The sequence below is a fragment of the Enterobacter cloacae complex sp. P18RS genome (assembly GCF_014982105.1).
Lineage (GTDB): Bacteria > Pseudomonadota > Gammaproteobacteria > Enterobacterales > Enterobacteriaceae > Enterobacter > Enterobacter hormaechei_C.
This window is the reverse complement of the sequence record NZ_JADCKV010000012.1, coordinates 1-16,616: the sequence shown is the minus strand read 5'-3', so window position 1 is coordinate 16,616 and position 16,616 is coordinate 1. Positions and strand designations below refer to the sequence as shown.

Annotated in this window: 17 protein-coding genes and 1 tRNA gene; 11 read left to right on the top strand and 7 right to left on the bottom strand. The window is 57.5% G+C overall.

The window, feature by feature from the left end:
* Nucleotides 1-113: 113 nt before the first annotated feature.
* Nucleotides 114-1,628, top strand: coding sequence for a nitric oxide reductase transcriptional regulator NorR (gene norR / locus INF61_RS10045; protein WP_017382788.1), 1,515 nt, complete (start codon nucleotides 114-116; stop codon nucleotides 1,626-1,628).
* Here norR and gutQ read toward each other — a convergent pair.
* The 7 genes from gutQ to srlA all read right to left on the bottom strand — a co-directional run bounded on the left by gutQ (nucleotide 1,625) and on the right by srlA (nucleotide 6,559).
* Nucleotides 1,625-2,590: an arabinose-5-phosphate isomerase GutQ gene (gene gutQ / locus INF61_RS10040; protein WP_193547742.1), complete on the bottom strand. Its 966-nt coding sequence runs from the start codon at nucleotides 2,588-2,590 to the stop codon at nucleotides 1,625-1,627. The two genes, norR and gutQ, sit on opposite strands and share 4 nt — an antisense overlap.
* Complete coding sequence (locus tag INF61_RS10035; protein WP_015571676.1) at nucleotides 2,583-3,356, bottom strand: DNA-binding transcriptional repressor; 774 nt, start codon at nucleotides 3,354-3,356, stop codon at nucleotides 2,583-2,585. Before INF61_RS10035 ends, gutQ begins: the two co-directional genes overlap by 8 nt.
* A gap of 63 nt (nucleotides 3,357-3,419) precedes the next feature.
* Nucleotides 3,420-3,779 carry a transcriptional regulator GutM gene (gutM, locus tag INF61_RS10030; protein ID WP_023304310.1) on the bottom strand — a complete coding sequence of 120 codons (360 nt, stop codon included), beginning with the start codon at nucleotides 3,777-3,779 and terminating at the stop codon, nucleotides 3,420-3,422.
* A 91-nt stretch (nucleotides 3,780-3,870) separates the two neighbouring features.
* On the bottom strand, nucleotides 3,871-4,650 hold the full coding sequence (gene srlD / locus INF61_RS10025; protein ID WP_023304309.1) for a sorbitol-6-phosphate dehydrogenase: 780 nt from the start codon (nucleotides 4,648-4,650) through the stop codon (nucleotides 3,871-3,873).
* A 14-nt stretch (nucleotides 4,651-4,664) separates the two neighbouring features.
* Complete coding sequence (gene srlB, locus INF61_RS10020) at nucleotides 4,665-5,027, bottom strand: PTS glucitol/sorbitol transporter subunit IIA (protein ID WP_193547741.1); 363 nt, start codon at nucleotides 5,025-5,027, stop codon at nucleotides 4,665-4,667.
* Nucleotides 5,028-5,039: 12 nt separating this feature from the next.
* Nucleotides 5,040-5,999: a PTS glucitol/sorbitol transporter subunit IIB gene (locus tag INF61_RS10015; RefSeq protein ID WP_015571674.1), complete on the bottom strand. Its 960-nt coding sequence runs from the start codon at nucleotides 5,997-5,999 to the stop codon at nucleotides 5,040-5,042.
* Nucleotides 5,996-6,559: a PTS glucitol/sorbitol transporter subunit IIC gene (gene srlA / locus INF61_RS10010; protein WP_015571673.1), complete on the bottom strand. Its 564-nt coding sequence runs from the start codon at nucleotides 6,557-6,559 to the stop codon at nucleotides 5,996-5,998. The genes INF61_RS10015 and srlA overlap by 4 nt, the downstream gene beginning before the upstream one ends.
* A gap of 251 nt (nucleotides 6,560-6,810) precedes the next feature.
* Between srlA and mltB the strand changes: the two genes are divergently transcribed.
* The 10 genes from mltB to INF61_RS09960 all read left to right on the top strand — a co-directional run bounded on the left by mltB (nucleotide 6,811) and on the right by INF61_RS09960 (nucleotide 16,593).
* Complete coding sequence (mltB, locus tag INF61_RS10005) at nucleotides 6,811-7,911, top strand: lytic murein transglycosylase B (protein ID WP_193547740.1); 1,101 nt, start codon at nucleotides 6,811-6,813, stop codon at nucleotides 7,909-7,911.
* 312 nt (nucleotides 7,912-8,223) lie between these two features.
* Nucleotides 8,224-8,877 (top strand): metal ABC transporter ATP-binding protein, encoded by a 654-nt coding sequence (locus INF61_RS10000; RefSeq protein WP_058700977.1) that lies wholly within the window; start codon nucleotides 8,224-8,226, stop codon nucleotides 8,875-8,877.
* Entirely contained in the window at nucleotides 8,874-9,734 is an 861-nt protein-coding gene (locus INF61_RS09995; RefSeq protein ID WP_193547739.1) for a metal ABC transporter permease, read from the top strand. Before INF61_RS10000 ends, INF61_RS09995 begins: the two co-directional genes overlap by 4 nt.
* A 14-nt stretch (nucleotides 9,735-9,748) precedes the next feature.
* Complete coding sequence (locus INF61_RS09990) at nucleotides 9,749-10,627, top strand: metal ABC transporter substrate-binding protein (protein WP_022649141.1); 879 nt, start codon at nucleotides 9,749-9,751, stop codon at nucleotides 10,625-10,627.
* A gap of 130 nt (nucleotides 10,628-10,757) precedes the next feature.
* Nucleotides 10,758-11,255 carry a nicotinamide-nucleotide amidase gene (pncC, locus tag INF61_RS09985; RefSeq protein WP_003862172.1) on the top strand — a complete coding sequence of 166 codons (498 nt, stop codon included), beginning with the start codon at nucleotides 10,758-10,760 and terminating at the stop codon, nucleotides 11,253-11,255.
* 89 nt (nucleotides 11,256-11,344) lie between these two features.
* Complete coding sequence (recA, locus tag INF61_RS09980) at nucleotides 11,345-12,403, top strand: recombinase RecA (RefSeq protein ID WP_015571667.1); 1,059 nt, start codon at nucleotides 11,345-11,347, stop codon at nucleotides 12,401-12,403.
* Nucleotides 12,404-12,471: 68 nt separating this feature from the next.
* Nucleotides 12,472-12,972, top strand: coding sequence for a recombination regulator RecX (gene recX, locus INF61_RS09975; RefSeq protein ID WP_017382782.1), 501 nt, complete (start codon nucleotides 12,472-12,474; stop codon nucleotides 12,970-12,972).
* Nucleotides 12,973-13,103: 131 nt separating this feature from the next.
* A complete protein-coding gene (gene alaS / locus INF61_RS09970; RefSeq protein ID WP_032649282.1) occupies nucleotides 13,104-15,731 on the top strand; it encodes an alanine--tRNA ligase in 2,628 nt (875 codons plus the stop codon).
* 241 nt (nucleotides 15,732-15,972) lie between these two features.
* The gene (csrA, locus tag INF61_RS09965) at nucleotides 15,973-16,158 is read left to right on the top strand and encodes a carbon storage regulator CsrA (protein WP_000906486.1); all 186 of its coding nucleotides are present in this window, start codon (nucleotides 15,973-15,975) and stop codon (nucleotides 16,156-16,158) included.
* A 342-nt stretch (nucleotides 16,159-16,500) separates the two neighbouring features.
* Nucleotides 16,501-16,593 (top strand) — tRNA-Ser (locus tag INF61_RS09960).
* Nucleotides 16,594-16,616: the final 23 nt, after the last annotated feature.

Below are 16,616 nucleotides of genomic sequence, written 5' to 3'. Positions count from 1 at the left end.
TTATTGAAAATAATGTGTTTTCGTTTCGATGCTCTTTAGTGGGTAGTCATTTTGACTATCTTAAAAGTTGTCAATATGACACTATGTATTGTCAAAATGACAGTGAGGCAGAGATGAGCTTTTCCGTAGATGTGCTGGCGAAGATCGCCATAGAACTGCAAACCGGTATTGGTCATCAGGACCGCTTTCAGCGGCTGATCTCCACGTTGCGCCACGTGCTGGATTGCGATGCGTCGGCGCTGCTGCGTTACGAAGGGCGGCAGTTTATTCCGCTGGCTATCGACGGTCTGGCGAAGGACGTACTCGGGCGGCGCTTTACCCTGGAGGGCCACCCGCGTCTGGAAACCATCGCCCGCGCGGGTGACGTGGTGCGTTTCCCGGCAGACAGCGATCTGCCCGATCCTTACGACGGCCTGATCCCCGGACAGGAGAGCCTGAAGGTGCACGCCTGTATCGGCCTGCCGCTGTTTGCCGGGCAGAACCTGATTGGCGCGTTAACCCTCGACGGCATGTCGCCTGATCAGTTCGATACCTTCAGCGACGAAGAGCTACGGCTGATTGCCGCGCTGGCGGCCGGGGCGCTGAACAACGCCCTGCTGATAGAACAGCTGGAGAGCCAGAATATTCTTCCGGGTAGCCCGACGGCGTTTGAGCAGGTGGCGCACACCGAAATGATCGGCCTTTCGCCGGGCATGGCGCAGCTCAAAAAAGAGATTGAGATTGTCGCCGCGTCTGATTTGAACGTGCTGATCTTCGGGGAGACCGGCACCGGTAAAGAGCTGGTGGCAAAAGCGATCCACGAAGCCTCGCCCCGTGCGGTGAATCCGCTGGTCTATCTCAACTGCGCGGCGTTGCCGGAAAGCGTGGCGGAAAGCGAGCTGTTCGGACACGTCAAAGGGGCCTTTACCGGGGCGATCAGCAACCGCAGCGGCAAGTTCGAAATGGCTGATAACGGCACGCTGTTCCTCGATGAAATTGGCGAACTCTCCCTTTCGCTCCAGGCCAAACTGCTGCGGGTGTTGCAGTATGGCGATATTCAACGCGTGGGAGACGATCGCAGCTTACGCGTGGATGTGCGCGTGCTGGCGGCGACGAACCGCGATCTGCGCGAAGAGGTGCTGGCGGGGAATTTCCGCGCCGATCTGTTCCACCGTCTGAGCGTGTTCCCGCTCACGGTGCCGCCGCTGCGCGAGCGGGGCGAGGATGTGGTTCTGCTGGCGGGCTTTTTCTGCGAACAGTGTCGGCTCAAAATGGGGCTTTCCCGCGTGGTGCTAAGTCCCGGCGCGAGGACGCACCTGCTGAGCTACGGCTGGCCGGGTAACGTGCGTGAGCTGGAACATGCGATCCACCGCGCGGTGGTGCTGGCGCGGGCAACGCGTTCGGGGGATGAAGTGGTTATTCATGCGCGCCATTTCGCGCTGCATGAGGAAACGATGCCGCCCGTGAAGCCGGTGATACCTGAGAGCGTGAACGAAAACCTGCGCGAGGCGACGGATGCGTTCCAGCGTCAGATGATCGCCCGCGCGCTGGAGCAGAATAACCGCAGCTGGGCGGCGTGCGCGCGGGCGCTGGAGATGGACGTCGCCAACCTTCACAGGCTGGCGAAACGTCTGGGGCTGAAGGGTTAAATAATCCCCGCCTGGTAGAAGTCTTGCAGGTTGATCGCGCCGCACAGCCTGCCGTGCTCGTCCACCACCGGCGCGGCGGTGATTTTGCGCTTCATCAGCACCTCTTTGGCTTCAATCGCGCGGCTGTCGGCATTCAGCGTCAGCCCGCCCTGGGTCATTGCTTCGGATACCCGCGCCTCCAGCTTGCCGCCGCCCACCAGCCAGCGGCGCAGGTCGCCGTCGGTGAAGACGCCCTTCACCTGGCGGTCATTGTTGCATACCGCAACCAGCCCCAGCCCGGTGCGGCTCAGCTCCAGCATGGCGTCCATCACGCTGGTGTCGAGTTTGACCTGAGGAATGGCATCGTCCGTGCGCATCAGGTGGTGAACTTTGTTGAGCAGACGAGCCCCAAGCGCGCCCGCAGGATGGGAGCGGGCGAAATCTTCCTCATTAAAACCGCGCGCCTGCATCACCGCCATCGCCAGGGCGTCGCCCATCATCAGCGTGTTGACGGTGCTGGAGGTCGGTGCCAGGTGCATCGGACAGGCTTCGCGCTCAACGGAAATATCCAGCGTTGCTTTCGCGGCCAGCGCCAGCGGCGAACGGGATTTGCCGGTCATCGCTAACAGGGCCACCGATTTTTCTTGCAGGCGAGGGATGATGAGATCCAGCTCTTTGGCTGAACCGGAGTAGGAGATAAACAGCATCACGTCGCGGCTTTCGATCATCCCCAGATCGCCGTGCAGCGCTTCGGCAGGATGCACGAAGAACGCCGGGGTGCCGGTGCTGGCAAGCGTCGCGGCAATCTTCTTGCCGATATGACCGGATTTACCGATACCCGCCACGATCACTTTGCCCTCGCAGTGGATAATGGTGTTGGCTGCACGAACAAAATCCTCACCCAGACGCTCCGGCAGGCGGCTGGCTTCCTGTAGCTCCAGCAGCAGGGTCTGACGGCCTGCGTTTAACAGAAAATCACTCATTTTTCTCTCCGGTTACGATCACGTCGATGCCCTTCGCTTCCAGCGCTTTTTTAAATGCCGGATCGATACCTGCGTCGGTAATCAGCTTATCGACGCTTTCAAGGCTACAGACAATGTTGGGGCTTTTACGGCCAAACTTCGACGAGTCCGCCATCAAAATCACTTCCCGCGCGGCGTTGCACATCGCTTTGCTGACGCTGAACACCTCGTTGAAGGTGGTCACGCCCGCGTTGAGGTCGATGCCGTCCGTGCCCATAAACAGCTTATCGAAGCTGAAGTGGTCGAAGGCATTCTCCGCCAGCTGCCCGTGAAACGACGCCGATTTTTTACGAAAGGTGCCGCCGGGCATCAGGATGGTCTGCTCGCTGTCGAACTCTGACAGGGCATTGACGATGTGCAGGCTGTTGGTCATCACGGTGATGTTATTAAAGCGGCTGAGCAGCGGGATCATCTGTAGGACGGTACTGCCTGCGTCGAGGATAATGGAATCGCCGTCCTGGATAAATTTGACGGCGGCTTCGGCAATCAGCGCTTTCTGGTGAGTATTGATCAGCGTTTTGTGGTCGATAGGCGGGTCGGCTTCGTCTTTATTGAGCACCACGCCGCCGTAGGTACGAATGACGGCGCCGGAGTTTTCGAGCAACACCAGGTCCTTGCGTATTGTCGTGCCGGTGGTGTCAAAGTAGTGGGCCAGATCCTCTACCGAGCACTTTCCCTGCTTTTGCAGATGCTCAAGTATGGCCGCCTGCCGCTGACGTGGTTTCATAGGCGCTTCGTTCCTTACGTTGCGAAATGATAATTCCGCAAGTTTATAACTTTCACAACGAAATTATCCATGTTTCAGATTAAGCGCTAATGATAGTGCATTCTGACAGAGTGAATCATGGGGGAAGATCACATCAGGTTGTAAATCATGCAGCGAAATGCCGTCGATCGCCTGGATTTTGGTCGGACGGGCAAACACCGTTACGCCGCGCATGATGAGGGAATCGCAAACCATATTGTTTTCATCCAGCGCAATAGCGACGACAACCCGCGGTTTAAAGCGTCCGCCGGAACGCCCAACGCCCACGCGGCCTTTCTGGCACAGGGCGTCAAAGGCGCGGTTAAACTGATGGATTTGCCAGCCGCCAAACGCCATCTGGCAAAGCCAGGCGAGGGCGGCGACGGTGATGAGTGCGGTGACCATATCGGCTCCTTAACTGCCGGGTGGCGGCTGCGCCTTACCCGGCCTACGGGGATTGTAGCCCAGGTAAGCGCAGCGCCACCGGGGAATGAACTCAGAACATCACCTGCCCACCGGTGACGTTAATCGACTGCCCGGTGCAGTACGAGGCTTTCGGGCTGGCGTAAAACAGCAGCATGTTCAGCACGTCCTGATAATCGCACCCGCGCTTCAGCGGCACTTTGTCGATGTAGTACTGTTCGACGTCCTCCGCTTTGATGCCAAGTTTGGCGGCATACTTCGGCAGCAGGGACTGGAACATCGGGGATTTCAGCAGGTTACCTAGCATCAGCGCGTGCACGGTTATGCCGTATTCGGCCAGATCCAGCGCCAGAGACTGCGTCAGCCCGACGCCGCCAAACTTCGCCGCGCTGTAGCCGGAGTTGTGCTTGCTGCCCACTTTCCCCGATTTTGAGTTGATCTGAATGATGCGACCCTGAATACCGTCGCGGATCATCAGACGGGAAAATTCGCGGGCGCAGAGGAAATAGCCCACCAGATTCACCTGCAACGAGCGATCAAAATCCCCCAGTTCGACATCGCTGATAAAGGCCGCTTTCGCAATCCCCGCGCTGTAGACCAGCAGATCGGTGCGACCAAAAATCTCATCCACGCCGCGGGCCAGCGCCATCACGCTCTGCTCGCTGGTGGCGTCGGCGCCAAATCCATACGCCATCCCTTCGCCAAATTCGGTGTTGATGGCGTCCGCTACGCGGGCGGCTTTCTCACTCTGAATATCCACGACCGCCACGCGGTAGCCCTCTGCGGCAAGCCCATGGCAGAGGAACTCGCCTAAGGTTTGTCCCCCACCAATGACAACGGCAACCTGACTCATGTGTCTCTCCTTTATTACGAAATAAATTTTAACGTGCAGCCTGGGGTGACAGCCTGCGGAACCGGCCCCTCAACGTGAACCGTGCCGGGATACTCCGCCTGCGGCTGGCCGTCGAAACGCAAGGTGATGTGCCCCAGTTCGCGCAGGTTTTGCTCGGCGACCTCACCGACGGCGGTTACGGCATAGCGCGCCTTGCCCAGCTCCAGCTGGCCACCGGCCTTCAGCTCGCCGTTTAACTCGCCGTGGCAGTGGATAAAGCAAAACTCTTCGATATCTGCCGGGGCGCCTTCGCGGAAGGTGATCAGCATCTGGTCGCTCAGCGCATCGGCTGCGCTCTGGCCGATGCGGGTAATGGTGGTCTGGTAAATCACGGTCATGGCAGGAACCTCTTATTGATAAATAAAGCCGGAGACAAACCAGGCAATTAGCACCGTTGGCGCGCCCGTCAGGAAGCGGCTCACCAGCACGGAGGGGACGCCCACGCGCACGGTCTCCTGGCGCGCTTCCGCCAGCGACAGCCCGACGGGGATGAAGTCGCACGCCGCCTGAGCGTTAATGGCAAACAGGGCGGGTAGGGCGAGGTGCGGGGGAATATTCCCCAGACCAATCTGCACGCCAATCAGCACGCCAATGACCTGGGCAATCACCGCGCCCGGGCCAAGAAACGGCGACAGCAGCGGGAAGGAGCAGATCAGCGCCAGCGTCACCAGGCCGAGCGGGTGGCTGGCGAGCGGGGCGAGGCCGTGGGCAATCCAATCGCCGAGGCCGGAGGCCATGATGATGCCGATCAGCGCCGAGACGAACGCCATAAACGGCAGAATGGTTTTCAGCACCGTGTCGATGGTGTCGCGCCCGGACTGAAACAGCACCGCCACGGCGGACCCCATCCCCATCCCGACCTTCGCCAGCAGGCCGTCGCTCTGCTCGGTGATTTTTTTGCTGGTGTCGTACTCGCGCGGGGCCGCTTTTTGCGGTGCGGATGTGCCATTCACCAGCGTGATGTTGTCCTCCTTCACGCCCGAGACATAAATGTCCTCAAGGATGTACTGCGCCAGCGGGCCTGATTTGCCCGTGGAGTGAATATTCACCGTCGGAATGCGGCGCTTCGGGTAGATGCCGCAGCGCAGGGTGCCGCCGCAGTCGATTACCGCCACGCCGATTTCCGCTTCCGGCGGCTCGCCCTCTTTGAAGCCGTCGACTGCTTCCCAGCCGGTCAGCTCGCGCAGCGTGTCGACGATCGCCGGGCGCGTGCCCGCGGTGATGTAGACGATCTTTTTGCCTTCGGTAGCGTCGAACTCCAGCGGGCCGCCCCAGCCGCCCGTGCCTTTCTCTATGCGGATCCGATTCATACTGTGGCTCCCGAAAGCTGGACTTTCTCATCAAGCTGAATGCCCATTTTTTTCTCAAAAATGGCGGTAGTGAGGTCCGTCACCCAGCCGCGGAAGAAGTTGGTCACCAGGCCGACCAGCAGATAGCTCACCGCCAGCGGGCCGAGCGGCAGTCCCAGCGTAGTGAGACCGCTGGCAATCCCGAGGTAAACAAACAGCTCGCCGGGGTTAATGTGCGGGAACAGGCCGTTCATTGAATGGCAGCTGTAGGAGGCGGCGGCGTAATAACTCGGCTTGTACTTCTCTGGCATAAAGCGGCCGAGGCTTAAGGTCATCGGGTTGCAGAACACAAAGGTGCCGATGAAGGGCAGGATCAGGTAGCGGGACAGCGGATTGCCGGCACAGCGCTGGGCGAAGCGTTCAATACGCTGCTGGCCGATAAAGTTAATCAGGGCGTTCATGATCACCAGCAGGCTGATCAGCAGGGGCAGGATCCCGGTCACCATGCCGGTGAATACCTCGCCGCCTTTCTGAAACAGCCCGATGAACCACTCGGCGCCGTGGGTGATGGTTTCTATCATTCTTCTCTCCTGTAGGGCGTTTGTTTTTGTCTATCTGCGGCTAATAATAATCACTTTGAAAGGTTTTAAAGTGTTAATCAGATCTCACAATGAAAGAAAAATGTATTATTTTGAAAGTTTATTGGTGAGGTGAATAATTTTTGGTGGAAAAAAGCGCGGATTTGCGTCGGGGAGGTGCGTACCGCTTCCTTGAGGAGTTGGGGATGCTTTACCATACTGGGTTCTTACCGAACTCGTTAAATGGATGCCACATGTTCAAGCGTCGTTATGCAGCGCTGTTGCCTGCGCTTATTCTCCTGTCCGCCTGTAGTAGCAAACCCAAGACCGAAGCCGCTCAGCCAACGGCGGGCGCGCCTTCCGGAGGATTCCTGCTGGAGCCGCAGCACAATATGATGCAGATGGGCGGCGACTTCGCGAATAACCCTGCGGCCGAACAGTTCATCGATAAAATGGTGAGCAAGCACGGTTTTGACCGCCAGCAGCTGCATGCCATTTTGTCTCAGGCGAAGCGTCTGGACTACGTGCTGCGCCTGATGGACAGGCAGGCGCCGACAGCCCAGGTGCCGACCGGGCCAAACGGCGCGTGGCTGCGCTATCGCAAACAGTTTATTACCCCGGACAACGTGCAGAATGGCGTGGTGTTCTGGAATCAGTATGAAGACGCCCTGAACCGTGCGTGGCGGGTCTATGGCGTGCCGCCGGAGATCATCGTCGGTATTATTGGGGTCGAGACCCGCTGGGGACGCATTATGGGTAAAACCCGCATCCTCGATGCGCTGGCGACGCTCTCCTTCAACTACCCGCGCCGCGCCGAGTATTTCTCTTCCGAGCTGGAAACCTTCCTGCTGATGGCGCGAGACGAACAGGACGATCCGCTCGATCTGAAAGGGTCGTTCGCCGGGGCAATGGGCTACGGCCAGTTTATGCCGTCCTCCTATAAGCAGTACGCGGTAGATTTTAACGGGGATGGTCACATCAACCTGTGGGATCCCGAAGACGCCATTGGCAGCGTGGCCAACTACTTCAAAGCGCATGGCTGGACGCCGGGCGGCCAGGTGGCGGTGCAGGCGAACGGCGAGGCGTTTGGTCTGGAAAACGGATTTAAAACCAAATACAGCGTGGCGCAGCTGGCAGCGGCAGGCTTAACGCCGTCGCAGCCGCTGGGCAATGTTGACCAGGTGAGCCTGCTGCGCCTGGATGTCGGAACCGGTTATCAGTACTGGTTCGGGCTGCCGAACTTCTACACAATTACCCGCTACAACCACAGCACGCACTATGCGATGGCGGTGTGGCAGCTGGGGCTGGCGGTGTCTCAGGCGCGTGTGCCGGCAGCGTCACCGTTTAGCCAGTAAGTTACCCTGACGGGTAGGCCGGGTAAGGCAACGCCGCCACCCGGCATGGCTGCATGCACGGTGCGGCCTGATGCCCTCACCCTGACCCTCTCCCACGGGAGAGGGGAATTTTGCAGAAACATTTCGCCACACTCCCATTTCACTCCCACCGTTTACATCTTAATCGTCTTTCATTATTGTTATGTTATAACATCATTATTGAATTGAGATTTCCATGTCCCTGTTTTCTCTCTCATCCCCGGTTCGGCTGCTGCTGGCGCTGGTGCTCATTCTGTTTCTCGGCCTGGCCGTGCGCTGGGCGGTGGCGTTGCCATGATCGTGATGAACGACCTGGTGGCGGGTTACGATCGCCAGCCCGTTACGCGCGCGCTGTCCGGCGTGATTGAACGCGGGAGCATGACCGCTATCGTCGGGGCCAACGGCTGCGGCAAATCCACGCTGCTGAAAACGCTCGCCGGCTTTATTCCGCCCGTCAGCGGTACGTTTCGCTGGCAGGGGAGACGTCCGGTGGTGGGCTGGCTGGCGCAGCGTCACGCGCTGGAGGCGCAATTTCCTCTGACCGTGCAGGACGTGGTGAGTATGGGCTGCTGGCCAGCAATCTCACTGTTTGCCGGTTTTCGTCGGAATACCCGCATGCGCATTGCCGGCGCGCTGGAGCGCGTGGGGCTGGAGTCCATGGCGTTCTCTACCATAGATGAACTTTCCGGCGGCCAGTTTCAGCGCATGCTGTTTGCCCGCGTTTTGGTGCAGCAGGCGCCGCTGGTGATGCTGGATGAGCCTTTCACCGGCGTCGATGAAGCGACCTGCAACGTGCTGATGGATCTGATGCTGGAGATGTATATGCAGGGGCAGACCCTGCTGGCGGTACTGCACGACAGCGAACGCGTCTCGCGCCACTTCCCACAAACGCTGCGGCTGGATGCTGATACGCCGCACTGGAAAACCGAGCGGGTGAGGGTGGCATGATCTGGCATCTCTTCTTCCAGCCGTTTATTGAGTACGGCTTTATGCGGCGCGCGCTGGTGGTTTGCCTGGCGCTCTCCGTCAGCACCACTGCGCTGGGCGTATTTCTTCAGCTGCGTCGGATGAGCCTGATGGGGGACGCCCTTTCTCACGCCATTTTGCCGGGTGTCGCGGTGGGCTATCTGCTCAGCGGGATGTCGCTGCTGGCAATGACTGTCGGCGGGTTTATTGCCGGGATCGCCGTTGCGCTGGTGGCCGGGCTGGTCAGCCGCCGCACGCCGCTTAAAGAGGATGCCAGCTTCGCGGGGTTTTACCTGGGCTCGCTGGCGCTGGGCGTCACGCTGGTGTCGCTGCGCGGTTCAAATGTCGATCTGCTTCATCTTCTGTTTGGCTCCATTCTCGCCGTGGATAGCGCGTCAGCCCTGTTCGTGACGGGCGTTTGCATGTTCACGCTCCTCACGCTGGCGATTTTTTATCGGGGGCTGGTCAGCGAAGCGTTTGATACCGCGTGGTTGCAGGTGAACGCGCGCTGGCTGCCCGGGATGTTACACGGTCTGTTTCTGGCGCTGCTGGTGCTCAACCTGGTAGCCGGTTTTCAGGTGCTCGGCACGCTGATGGCCGTCGGGCTGATGATGTTACCCGCCGTGGCGGCACGCTGCTGGGTGCGCACACTGCCAGGGTTACTTTTGATGGCGGGTATCAGCGGTATTTTTTGCGCGTGGCTGGGCTTAAGCCTTTCCTGGGCAGTGAGTCTGCCCGCCGGGCCCTCCATTGTGCTGACCGCCAGCGCATTGTTCTTTATTTCAGTTTTATTTAGCACGCGCAGCAGGCTGGCGGATAGCCTGCGGGCGCTTTTTTAACGCAAGGGGAAACGATGAAACGTACAGGATTAGCCGTGGCGCTCGCGCTCGGCATGATGACGCACGGCGTAATGGCGAAAACGCTTAATGTGGTGACCAGCTTTTCCATCCTGGGAGACATCACGCAGCAGGTTGGCGGCGATCGTGTGAAGGTGACGACGCTGGTGGGGCCGGACGGTGATCCCCATACTTTCGAACCTTCGCCCAAAGACAGCGCGGCGCTGAGTAAAGCTGACGTGGTGGTGGTCAATGGGCTGGGGCTGGAGGGCTGGCTCGACCGTCTGGTGAAAGCCTCCGGATTCAAAGGCCAGCTGGTGGTTGCTTCGGACGGCGTGAAAACGCACACGCTGGAAGAGGACGGTAAAACCGTGACCGATCCGCACGCGTGGAACAGCGCGGCGAACGGCGCGCTGTATGCGCAAAATATTCTCTCAGGGCTGGTGAAGGCCGATCCTGAAGATACGGCGGCGCTTGAAGCTACCGGTAAACCCTATATTGCGCAGCTCTCTCAACTGGACGGTTGGGCTAAAAAGCGTTTCAGCGACATCCCACAGGCGAAGCGCAAAGTGCTGACCAGCCACGACGCCTTCGGCTATTTCAGCCGCGCCTACGGCGTGACGTTTATGGCGCCGCAGGGGCTGTCGTCTGAGAGTGAAGCCAGCGCGGCGCAGGTAGCGGAGATCATCAATCAGATTAAAGCTGACGGCGTGAAAACCTGGTTTATGGAAAACCAGCTTGACCCACGCCTGGTGAAGCAGATTGCGACCGCCACGGGCGCCCAGCCGGGTGGTGAACTTTACCCGGAAGCGCTGTCCGCGAAGGGCGGCGTGGCGGACACCTACGTCAAGGCGTTTCGCCACAATGTGGACACCCTCGCTAACAGCATGAAATAAGCGTCTCTCTGGCCGATGCGTCCGCATCGGCTTTTTTCTGAAGCCCCCTCGTAAAACCCGACGCGCATCCCCATATTTGATGAGAAAGTGCTATCTTGTGCTGCATGTTTTTCTAAGGCCTGGAGCGAGAATGACTGACCATGAATTGATGCAGCTAAGCGAAGTGGTGGGGCTGGCGCTGAAACAGCGCGGCGCGACTCTCACGACCGCAGAATCCTGCACCGGCGGCTGGGTGGCGAAAGCAATTACCGATATTGCTGGCAGTTCCGCCTGGTTTGAACGCGGCTTTGTGACCTACAGTAACGAGGCGAAAGCGCAGATGATCGGCGTGCGTGAAGCCACGCTTGAGCAGCATGGCGCGGTCAGCGAGCCGGTGGTGATCGAGATGGCGATTGGCGCGCTGAAAGAGGCGCGCGCAGATTACGCTATCTCCATCAGCGGTATCGCGGGGCCGGACGGCGGCAGCGACGTGAAGCCTGTCGGCACCGTCTGGTTTGGCTTTGCCACCTCAAAAGGTGAAGGGATCACCCGCCGGGAATGCTTCAGCGGCGACCGCGAAAGCGTGCGTCGTCAGGCAACGGAATACGCGTTAAAAACGCTCTGGCAACAATTTCTACAAAATACTTGATACTGTATGACTATACAGTATAATTGCCTCAACAGAACAGAAGTCCATGGTGAAGCGCAGTTGCTTCTCCCGGCATGACAGGAGTAATAATGGCTATCGACGAAAACAAACAGAAAGCGTTGGCGGCAGCACTGGGCCAGATCGAAAAGCAATTCGGTAAAGGCTCCATCATGCGCCTGGGTGAAGACCGTTCCATGGATGTGGAAACTATCTCCACTGGTTCGCTTTCTCTTGATATCGCACTGGGCGCTGGCGGTTTGCCGATGGGCCGTATCGTAGAAATCTACGGTCCGGAATCCTCGGGTAAAACTACCCTGACGTTGCAGGTTGTTGCGGCGGCACAGCGCGAAGGTAAAACCTGTGCGTTTATCGATGCCGAGCACGCGCTGGACCCGGTCTATGCCCGTAAACTGGGCGTTGATATCGACAACCTGCTGTGCTCCCAGCCGGACACCGGCGAGCAGGCACTGGAAATTTGTGACGCGCTGGCGCGCTCAGGCGCGGTTGACGTGATCATCGTCGACTCCGTTGCGGCGCTGACGCCAAAAGCGGAAATTGAAGGTGAAATCGGTGACTCTCACATGGGCCTCGCGGCACGTATGATGAGCCAGGCGATGCGTAAGCTGGCGGGTAACCTGAAGCAGTCCAATACGCTGCTGATCTTCATCAACCAGATCCGTATGAAAATTGGTGTAATGTTCGGTAACCCGGAAACCACCACCGGCGGTAACGCTCTGAAATTCTACGCTTCTGTCCGTCTGGATATCCGCCGTATCGGCGCGGTGAAAGAGGGGGATAACGTAGTCGGTAGCGAAACCCGCGTGAAGGTTGTGAAGAACAAAATCGCAGCACCGTTCAAACAGGCTGAGTTCCAGATCCTCTACGGCGAAGGTATCAACTTCCTCGGCGAGCTGGTTGACCTGGGCGTGAAAGAGAAGCTGATTGAAAAAGCGGGCGCATGGTACAGCTACAACGGTGACAAGATTGGTCAGGGTAAAGCGAATGCTATCTCATGGCTGAAAGAGAACCCGGCGGCGGCGAAAGAGATTGAGAAGAAGGTGCGTGAACTCCTGCTGAACAACCAGGACTCTAAACCTGATTTCGTGGTCGACGGCGCGGATGCTGAAGAAACCAACGAAGACTTTTAATCCTCTCGGATAAAAATGAAGGGCTGCTGATGCGGCCCTTTTTGCATTTCTGAATCGACAGGTTTTTTATGAGTGAACCGACATCACGCCGACCAGCCTACTCACGCTTGCTGGATCGGGCCGTGCGTATTCTTGCCGTGCGTGACCATAGCGAACAGGAGCTGCGGCGGAAACTGTCAGCGCCCGTCATGAGCAAAAACGGTCCGGAAGACATTGATGCCACCGCGGAAGATTATGACCGCGTGGTTGCCTGGTGCTACGAGCATCACTATCTGGATGACGGCCGTTTTGCCGCTCGCTTTCTTGCCAGCCGTGGTCGTAAAGGCTATGGGCCAGCGCGTATCCGCCAGGAGCTGAACCAGAAAGGGGTAGCCCGTGAATCGATTGAAAAAGCCATGCGCGAAAGTGAAATTGACTGGTGCGAACTGGCGCGTGAGCAGGCGGTACGAAAGTACGGTGAGCCGCTGCCGCGTGAATTTTCAGAAAAAGTTAAAATCCAGCGCTTTTTGCTCTACCGCGGCTTCCTGATGGAAGATATTCAGGATATCTGGCGTAATTTTACCGATTGAACGCATGCGGGATTTTACTTCCCACTAAAGAAAACTTATCTTATTCCCACTTTTTCCAGTAGCTGGTCCGTCCAACTGTTTACAGATACAGATCTGCTGCGACATTTCGTTAGCTTGATTTCAGGATAATTATGAGCAAGAGCACCGCTGAGATCCGTCAGGCGTTTCTCGATTTTTTCCATAGTAAGGGACACCAGGTTGTTGCCAGCAGCTCCCTGGTACCGAACAATGACCCGACTCTGCTGTTTACCAACGCCGGGATGAACCAGTTCAAGGATGTGTTCCTTGGTCTCGACAAGCGTAATTATTCCCGCGCCACAACCTCACAGCGTTGCGTGCGTGCGGGCGGTAAACACAACGATCTGGAAAACGTCGGTTACACCGCGCGCCACCACACCTTCTTCGAAATGCTGGGTAACTTCAGCTTCGGCGACTATTTCAAACACGACGCCATTCAATACGCGTGGGAACTGCTGACCGGTGAAAACTGGTTCAATCTGCCGAAAGAGCGTCTGTGGGTGACCGTGTATGAGACCGATGACGAAGCGTTCGACATCTGGGAAAAAGAAGTGGGTATCCCGCGCGAACGTATCATCCGTATCGGTGACAACAAAGGCGCGCCTTACGCGTCTGATAACTTCTGGCAGATGGGCGACACCGGCCCTTGCGGTCCGTGCACCGAGATCTTCTACGATCATGGCGACCACATCTGGGGTGGCCCTCCGGGAAGCGCGGAAGAAGATGGCGATCGCTACATTGAGATCTGGAACATCGTCTTCATGCAGTTCAACCGTCAGGCCGACGGCACCATGGAGCCGCTGCCAAAACCGTCCGTAGATACCGGTATGGGCCTTGAGCGTATCGCGGCCGTTCTGCAACACGTTAACTCCAACTATGAGATTGACCTGTTCAGCACCCTGATCAAAGCCGTTGCTGAGGTAACGGGCGCAACCGATCTGAGCAACAAATCACTGCGCGTTATCGCAGACCATATTCGTTCCTGTGCGTTCCTGATTGCTGACGGCGTTATCCCGTCGAATGAAAACCGTGGCTATGTGCTGCGTCGTATCATTCGTCGTGCGATCCGCCATGGCAACATGCTGGGCGCGAAGGACACCTTCTTCTATAAACTCGTTGGGCCACTGATTGGCGTGATGGGCTCTGCCGGTGACGAGCTGAAACGCCAGCAGGCGCAGGTTGAACAGGTTCTGAAAACCGAAGAAGAGCAGTTTGCCCGTACGCTGGAGCGCGGTCTGGCGCTGCTGGACGACGAGCTGGCGAAACTCAAGGGCGACACGCTGGATGGCGAAACCGCTTTCCGCCTGTACGACACCTACGGCTTCCCGGTTGACCTGACCGCGGACGTTTGCCGCGAGCGCAACATCAAAGTTGACGAAGCAGGCTTTGAAGCCGCAATGGAAGAGCAGCGTCGTCGTGCGCGTGAATCCAGCGGTTTTGGCGCGGACTACAACGCGATGATCCGCGTTGATAGCGCGTCTGAATTTAAAGGCTACGAAGAGCTGGCCCTGACCAGCAACGTAACCGCGCTGTTTGTTGACGGTAAAGCCGTAGACAGCATTAGCGCGGGCCAGGAAGCGGTTGTTATCCTGGATAAAACGCCGTTCTATGCGGAATCGGGCGGCCAGGTTGGCGATAAAGGCGAACTGAAAGGCAATGGCTTCAGCTTCAGCGTAAGCGATACCCAGAAATACGGTCAGGCAATTGGTCACCAGGGCAAACTGGTTTCCGGCTCTCTGAAAGTGGGCGAGGGCGTTCAGGCCAACGTTGACGAAGCTCGCCGCGCGCGCATTCGTCTGAACCACTCGGCAACCCACCTGATGCACGCAGCCCTGCGCGAAGTGCTGGGTACGCACGTTGCACAGAAAGGTTCTCTGGTTAATGACAAAGTGCTGCGTTTCGACTTCTCGCATTTTGAAGCGATGAAGCCGTCTGAAATTCGTGCGGTGGAAGACCTGGTGAATGCCCAGATCCGTCGTAACCTGCCAATCGAAACCCACATCATGGATCTCGAGGCAGCGAAGAAGAAAGGTGCGATGGCGCTGTTTGGCGAGAAATATGACGACCGCGTTCGCGTGCTGAGCATGGGCGACTTCTCTACCGAACTGTGTGGCGGTACTCACGCATACCGCACCGGTGACATCGGCTTGTTCCGCATCGTTTCCGAGTCGGGGACGGCGGCAGGCGTGCGTCGTATTGAGGCGGTGACCGGGGAAGGCGCGATTGCCAGCCTGCATGCGCAGAGCGACCAGCTGCACGAGATCGCGCAGCTGCTGAAAGGCGATAGTCAGAACCTGGGCGAAAAAGTGCGTGTCGCGCTGGATCGTACCCGTCAGCTGGAAAAAGAACTCCAGCAGCTGAAAGAACAGGCTGCGGCGCAGGAGAGCGCAAATCTCTCCAGCAAAGCGGTAGACATTAAGGGCGTCAAACTGCTGGTCAGCGATCTGGCGGGCGTTGAGCCTAAGATGCTGCGTACCATGGTCGACGATCTGAAGAACCAGCTTGGTTCGACAGTTATCGTGCTGGCAACGGTCGCAGAGGGTAAGGTTTCTCTGATTGCGGGCGTCTCTAAGGATGTGACGGATCGTGTTAAAGCAGGGGAACTGATTGGCATGGTCGCCCAGCAGGTGGGTGGCAAAGGTGGCGGTCGTCCGGACATGGCGCAAGCCGGTGGTACGGATGCGGCGGCACTTCCCGCGGCATTAGCCAGCGTTGAAAGCTGGGTAAGCGCGAAACTGTAATAACTACAAAGCACAAGCAGACGCCATAGCGGTAACGTTATGGCGTCTTGCTCACTGCGCTATCGATAACGATAAAGTCAGGTTGAGTTTGTGTATATCGGCTAAACTTACGTTTAACAGAATGTGATGCCGTGACTGCTTACACTTTACGTGTTTGTCATCGCTTACTTTTTGGCGTTATATGATGGATAATGCCGGGATACAAGAGACCCGACTCTTTTAATCTTTCAAGGAGCAAAGAATGCTGATTCTGACTCGTCGAGTTGGTGAGACCCTCATGATTGGGGATGAGGTCACCGTGACAGTTTTAGGGGTAAAGGGTAACCAGGTACGTATTGGTGTTAACGCTCCTAAAGAAGTATCTGTCCACCGTGAAGAGATCTACCAGCGTATCCAGGCTGAAAAATCCCAGCAGTCCAGTTACTGATATTGTCGCGTCTCGCTGTCGGGCGAGACGCAACCCTCCTGCTATTTTTCCTGCATAAAGTTACCGTTCTATTTCAAACGCTTCGTTTTTGACCACTCTCATAATCTTATCTCATCCAAAAGACGCGCTTCTCTCAACACAATTCTGTGAAGATGCCTGCAAAATCCGCTTATAAAACACTCTCTTTGCGGCTTTTACATGCGAATTGGGTGCGAATTGTGCAAACGAAAAAAGCATGTGGAAAATTGTTTGACTTATAAGTCCCAGAAAGTAATATATGCGCCACGCAGCGACGAGAAGCTCTTAACGAGTTCCTCGAAGCACTCGAAAGAGGCGTTGTGTGGTGAGGTGGCCGAGAGGCTGAAGGCGCTCCCCTGCTAAGGGAGTATGCGGTCAAAAGCTGCATCCGGGGTTCGAATCCCCGCCTCACCGCCATTTTGCATCCGTAGCTCAGCTGG

Bases quoted from the DNA above. Each gene is read 5' to 3' on its own strand.
- INF61_RS09995 (WP_193547739.1), top strand. From the start codon at position 8,874: ATGATCTGGCATCTCTTCTTCCAGCCGTTTATTGAGTACGGCTTTATG.
- csrA (WP_000906486.1), top strand. From the start codon at position 15,973: ATGCTGATTCTGACTCGTCGAGTTGGTGAGACCCTCATGATTGGGGAT.
- norR (WP_017382788.1), top strand. From the start codon at position 114: ATGAGCTTTTCCGTAGATGTGCTGGCGAAGATCGCCATAGAACTGCAA.
- gutM (WP_023304310.1), bottom strand. From the start codon at position 3,779: ATGGTCACCGCACTCATCACCGTCGCCGCCCTCGCCTGGCTTTGCCAG.
- gutQ (WP_193547742.1), bottom strand. From the start codon at position 2,590: ATGAGTGATTTTCTGTTAAACGCAGGCCGTCAGACCCTGCTGCTGGAG.
- srlB (WP_193547741.1), bottom strand. From the start codon at position 5,027: ATGACCGTGATTTACCAGACCACCATTACCCGCATCGGCCAGAGCGCA.
- alaS (WP_032649282.1), top strand. From the start codon at position 13,104: ATGAGCAAGAGCACCGCTGAGATCCGTCAGGCGTTTCTCGATTTTTTC.
- recX (WP_017382782.1), top strand. From the start codon at position 12,472: ATGAGTGAACCGACATCACGCCGACCAGCCTACTCACGCTTGCTGGAT.
- recA (WP_015571667.1), top strand. From the start codon at position 11,345: ATGGCTATCGACGAAAACAAACAGAAAGCGTTGGCGGCAGCACTGGGC.
- srlA (WP_015571673.1), bottom strand. From the start codon at position 6,559: ATGATAGAAACCATCACCCACGGCGCCGAGTGGTTCATCGGGCTGTTT.
- INF61_RS10035 (WP_015571676.1), bottom strand. From the start codon at position 3,356: ATGAAACCACGTCAGCGGCAGGCGGCCATACTTGAGCATCTGCAAAAG.
- mltB (WP_193547740.1), top strand. From the start codon at position 6,811: ATGTTCAAGCGTCGTTATGCAGCGCTGTTGCCTGCGCTTATTCTCCTG.
- srlD (WP_023304309.1), bottom strand. From the start codon at position 4,650: ATGAGTCAGGTTGCCGTTGTCATTGGTGGGGGACAAACCTTAGGCGAG.
- INF61_RS10015 (WP_015571674.1), bottom strand. From the start codon at position 5,999: ATGAATCGGATCCGCATAGAGAAAGGCACGGGCGGCTGGGGCGGCCCG.
- pncC (WP_003862172.1), top strand. From the start codon at position 10,758: ATGACTGACCATGAATTGATGCAGCTAAGCGAAGTGGTGGGGCTGGCG.
- INF61_RS10000 (WP_058700977.1), top strand. From the start codon at position 8,224: ATGATCGTGATGAACGACCTGGTGGCGGGTTACGATCGCCAGCCCGTT.
- INF61_RS09990 (WP_022649141.1), top strand. From the start codon at position 9,749: ATGAAACGTACAGGATTAGCCGTGGCGCTCGCGCTCGGCATGATGACG.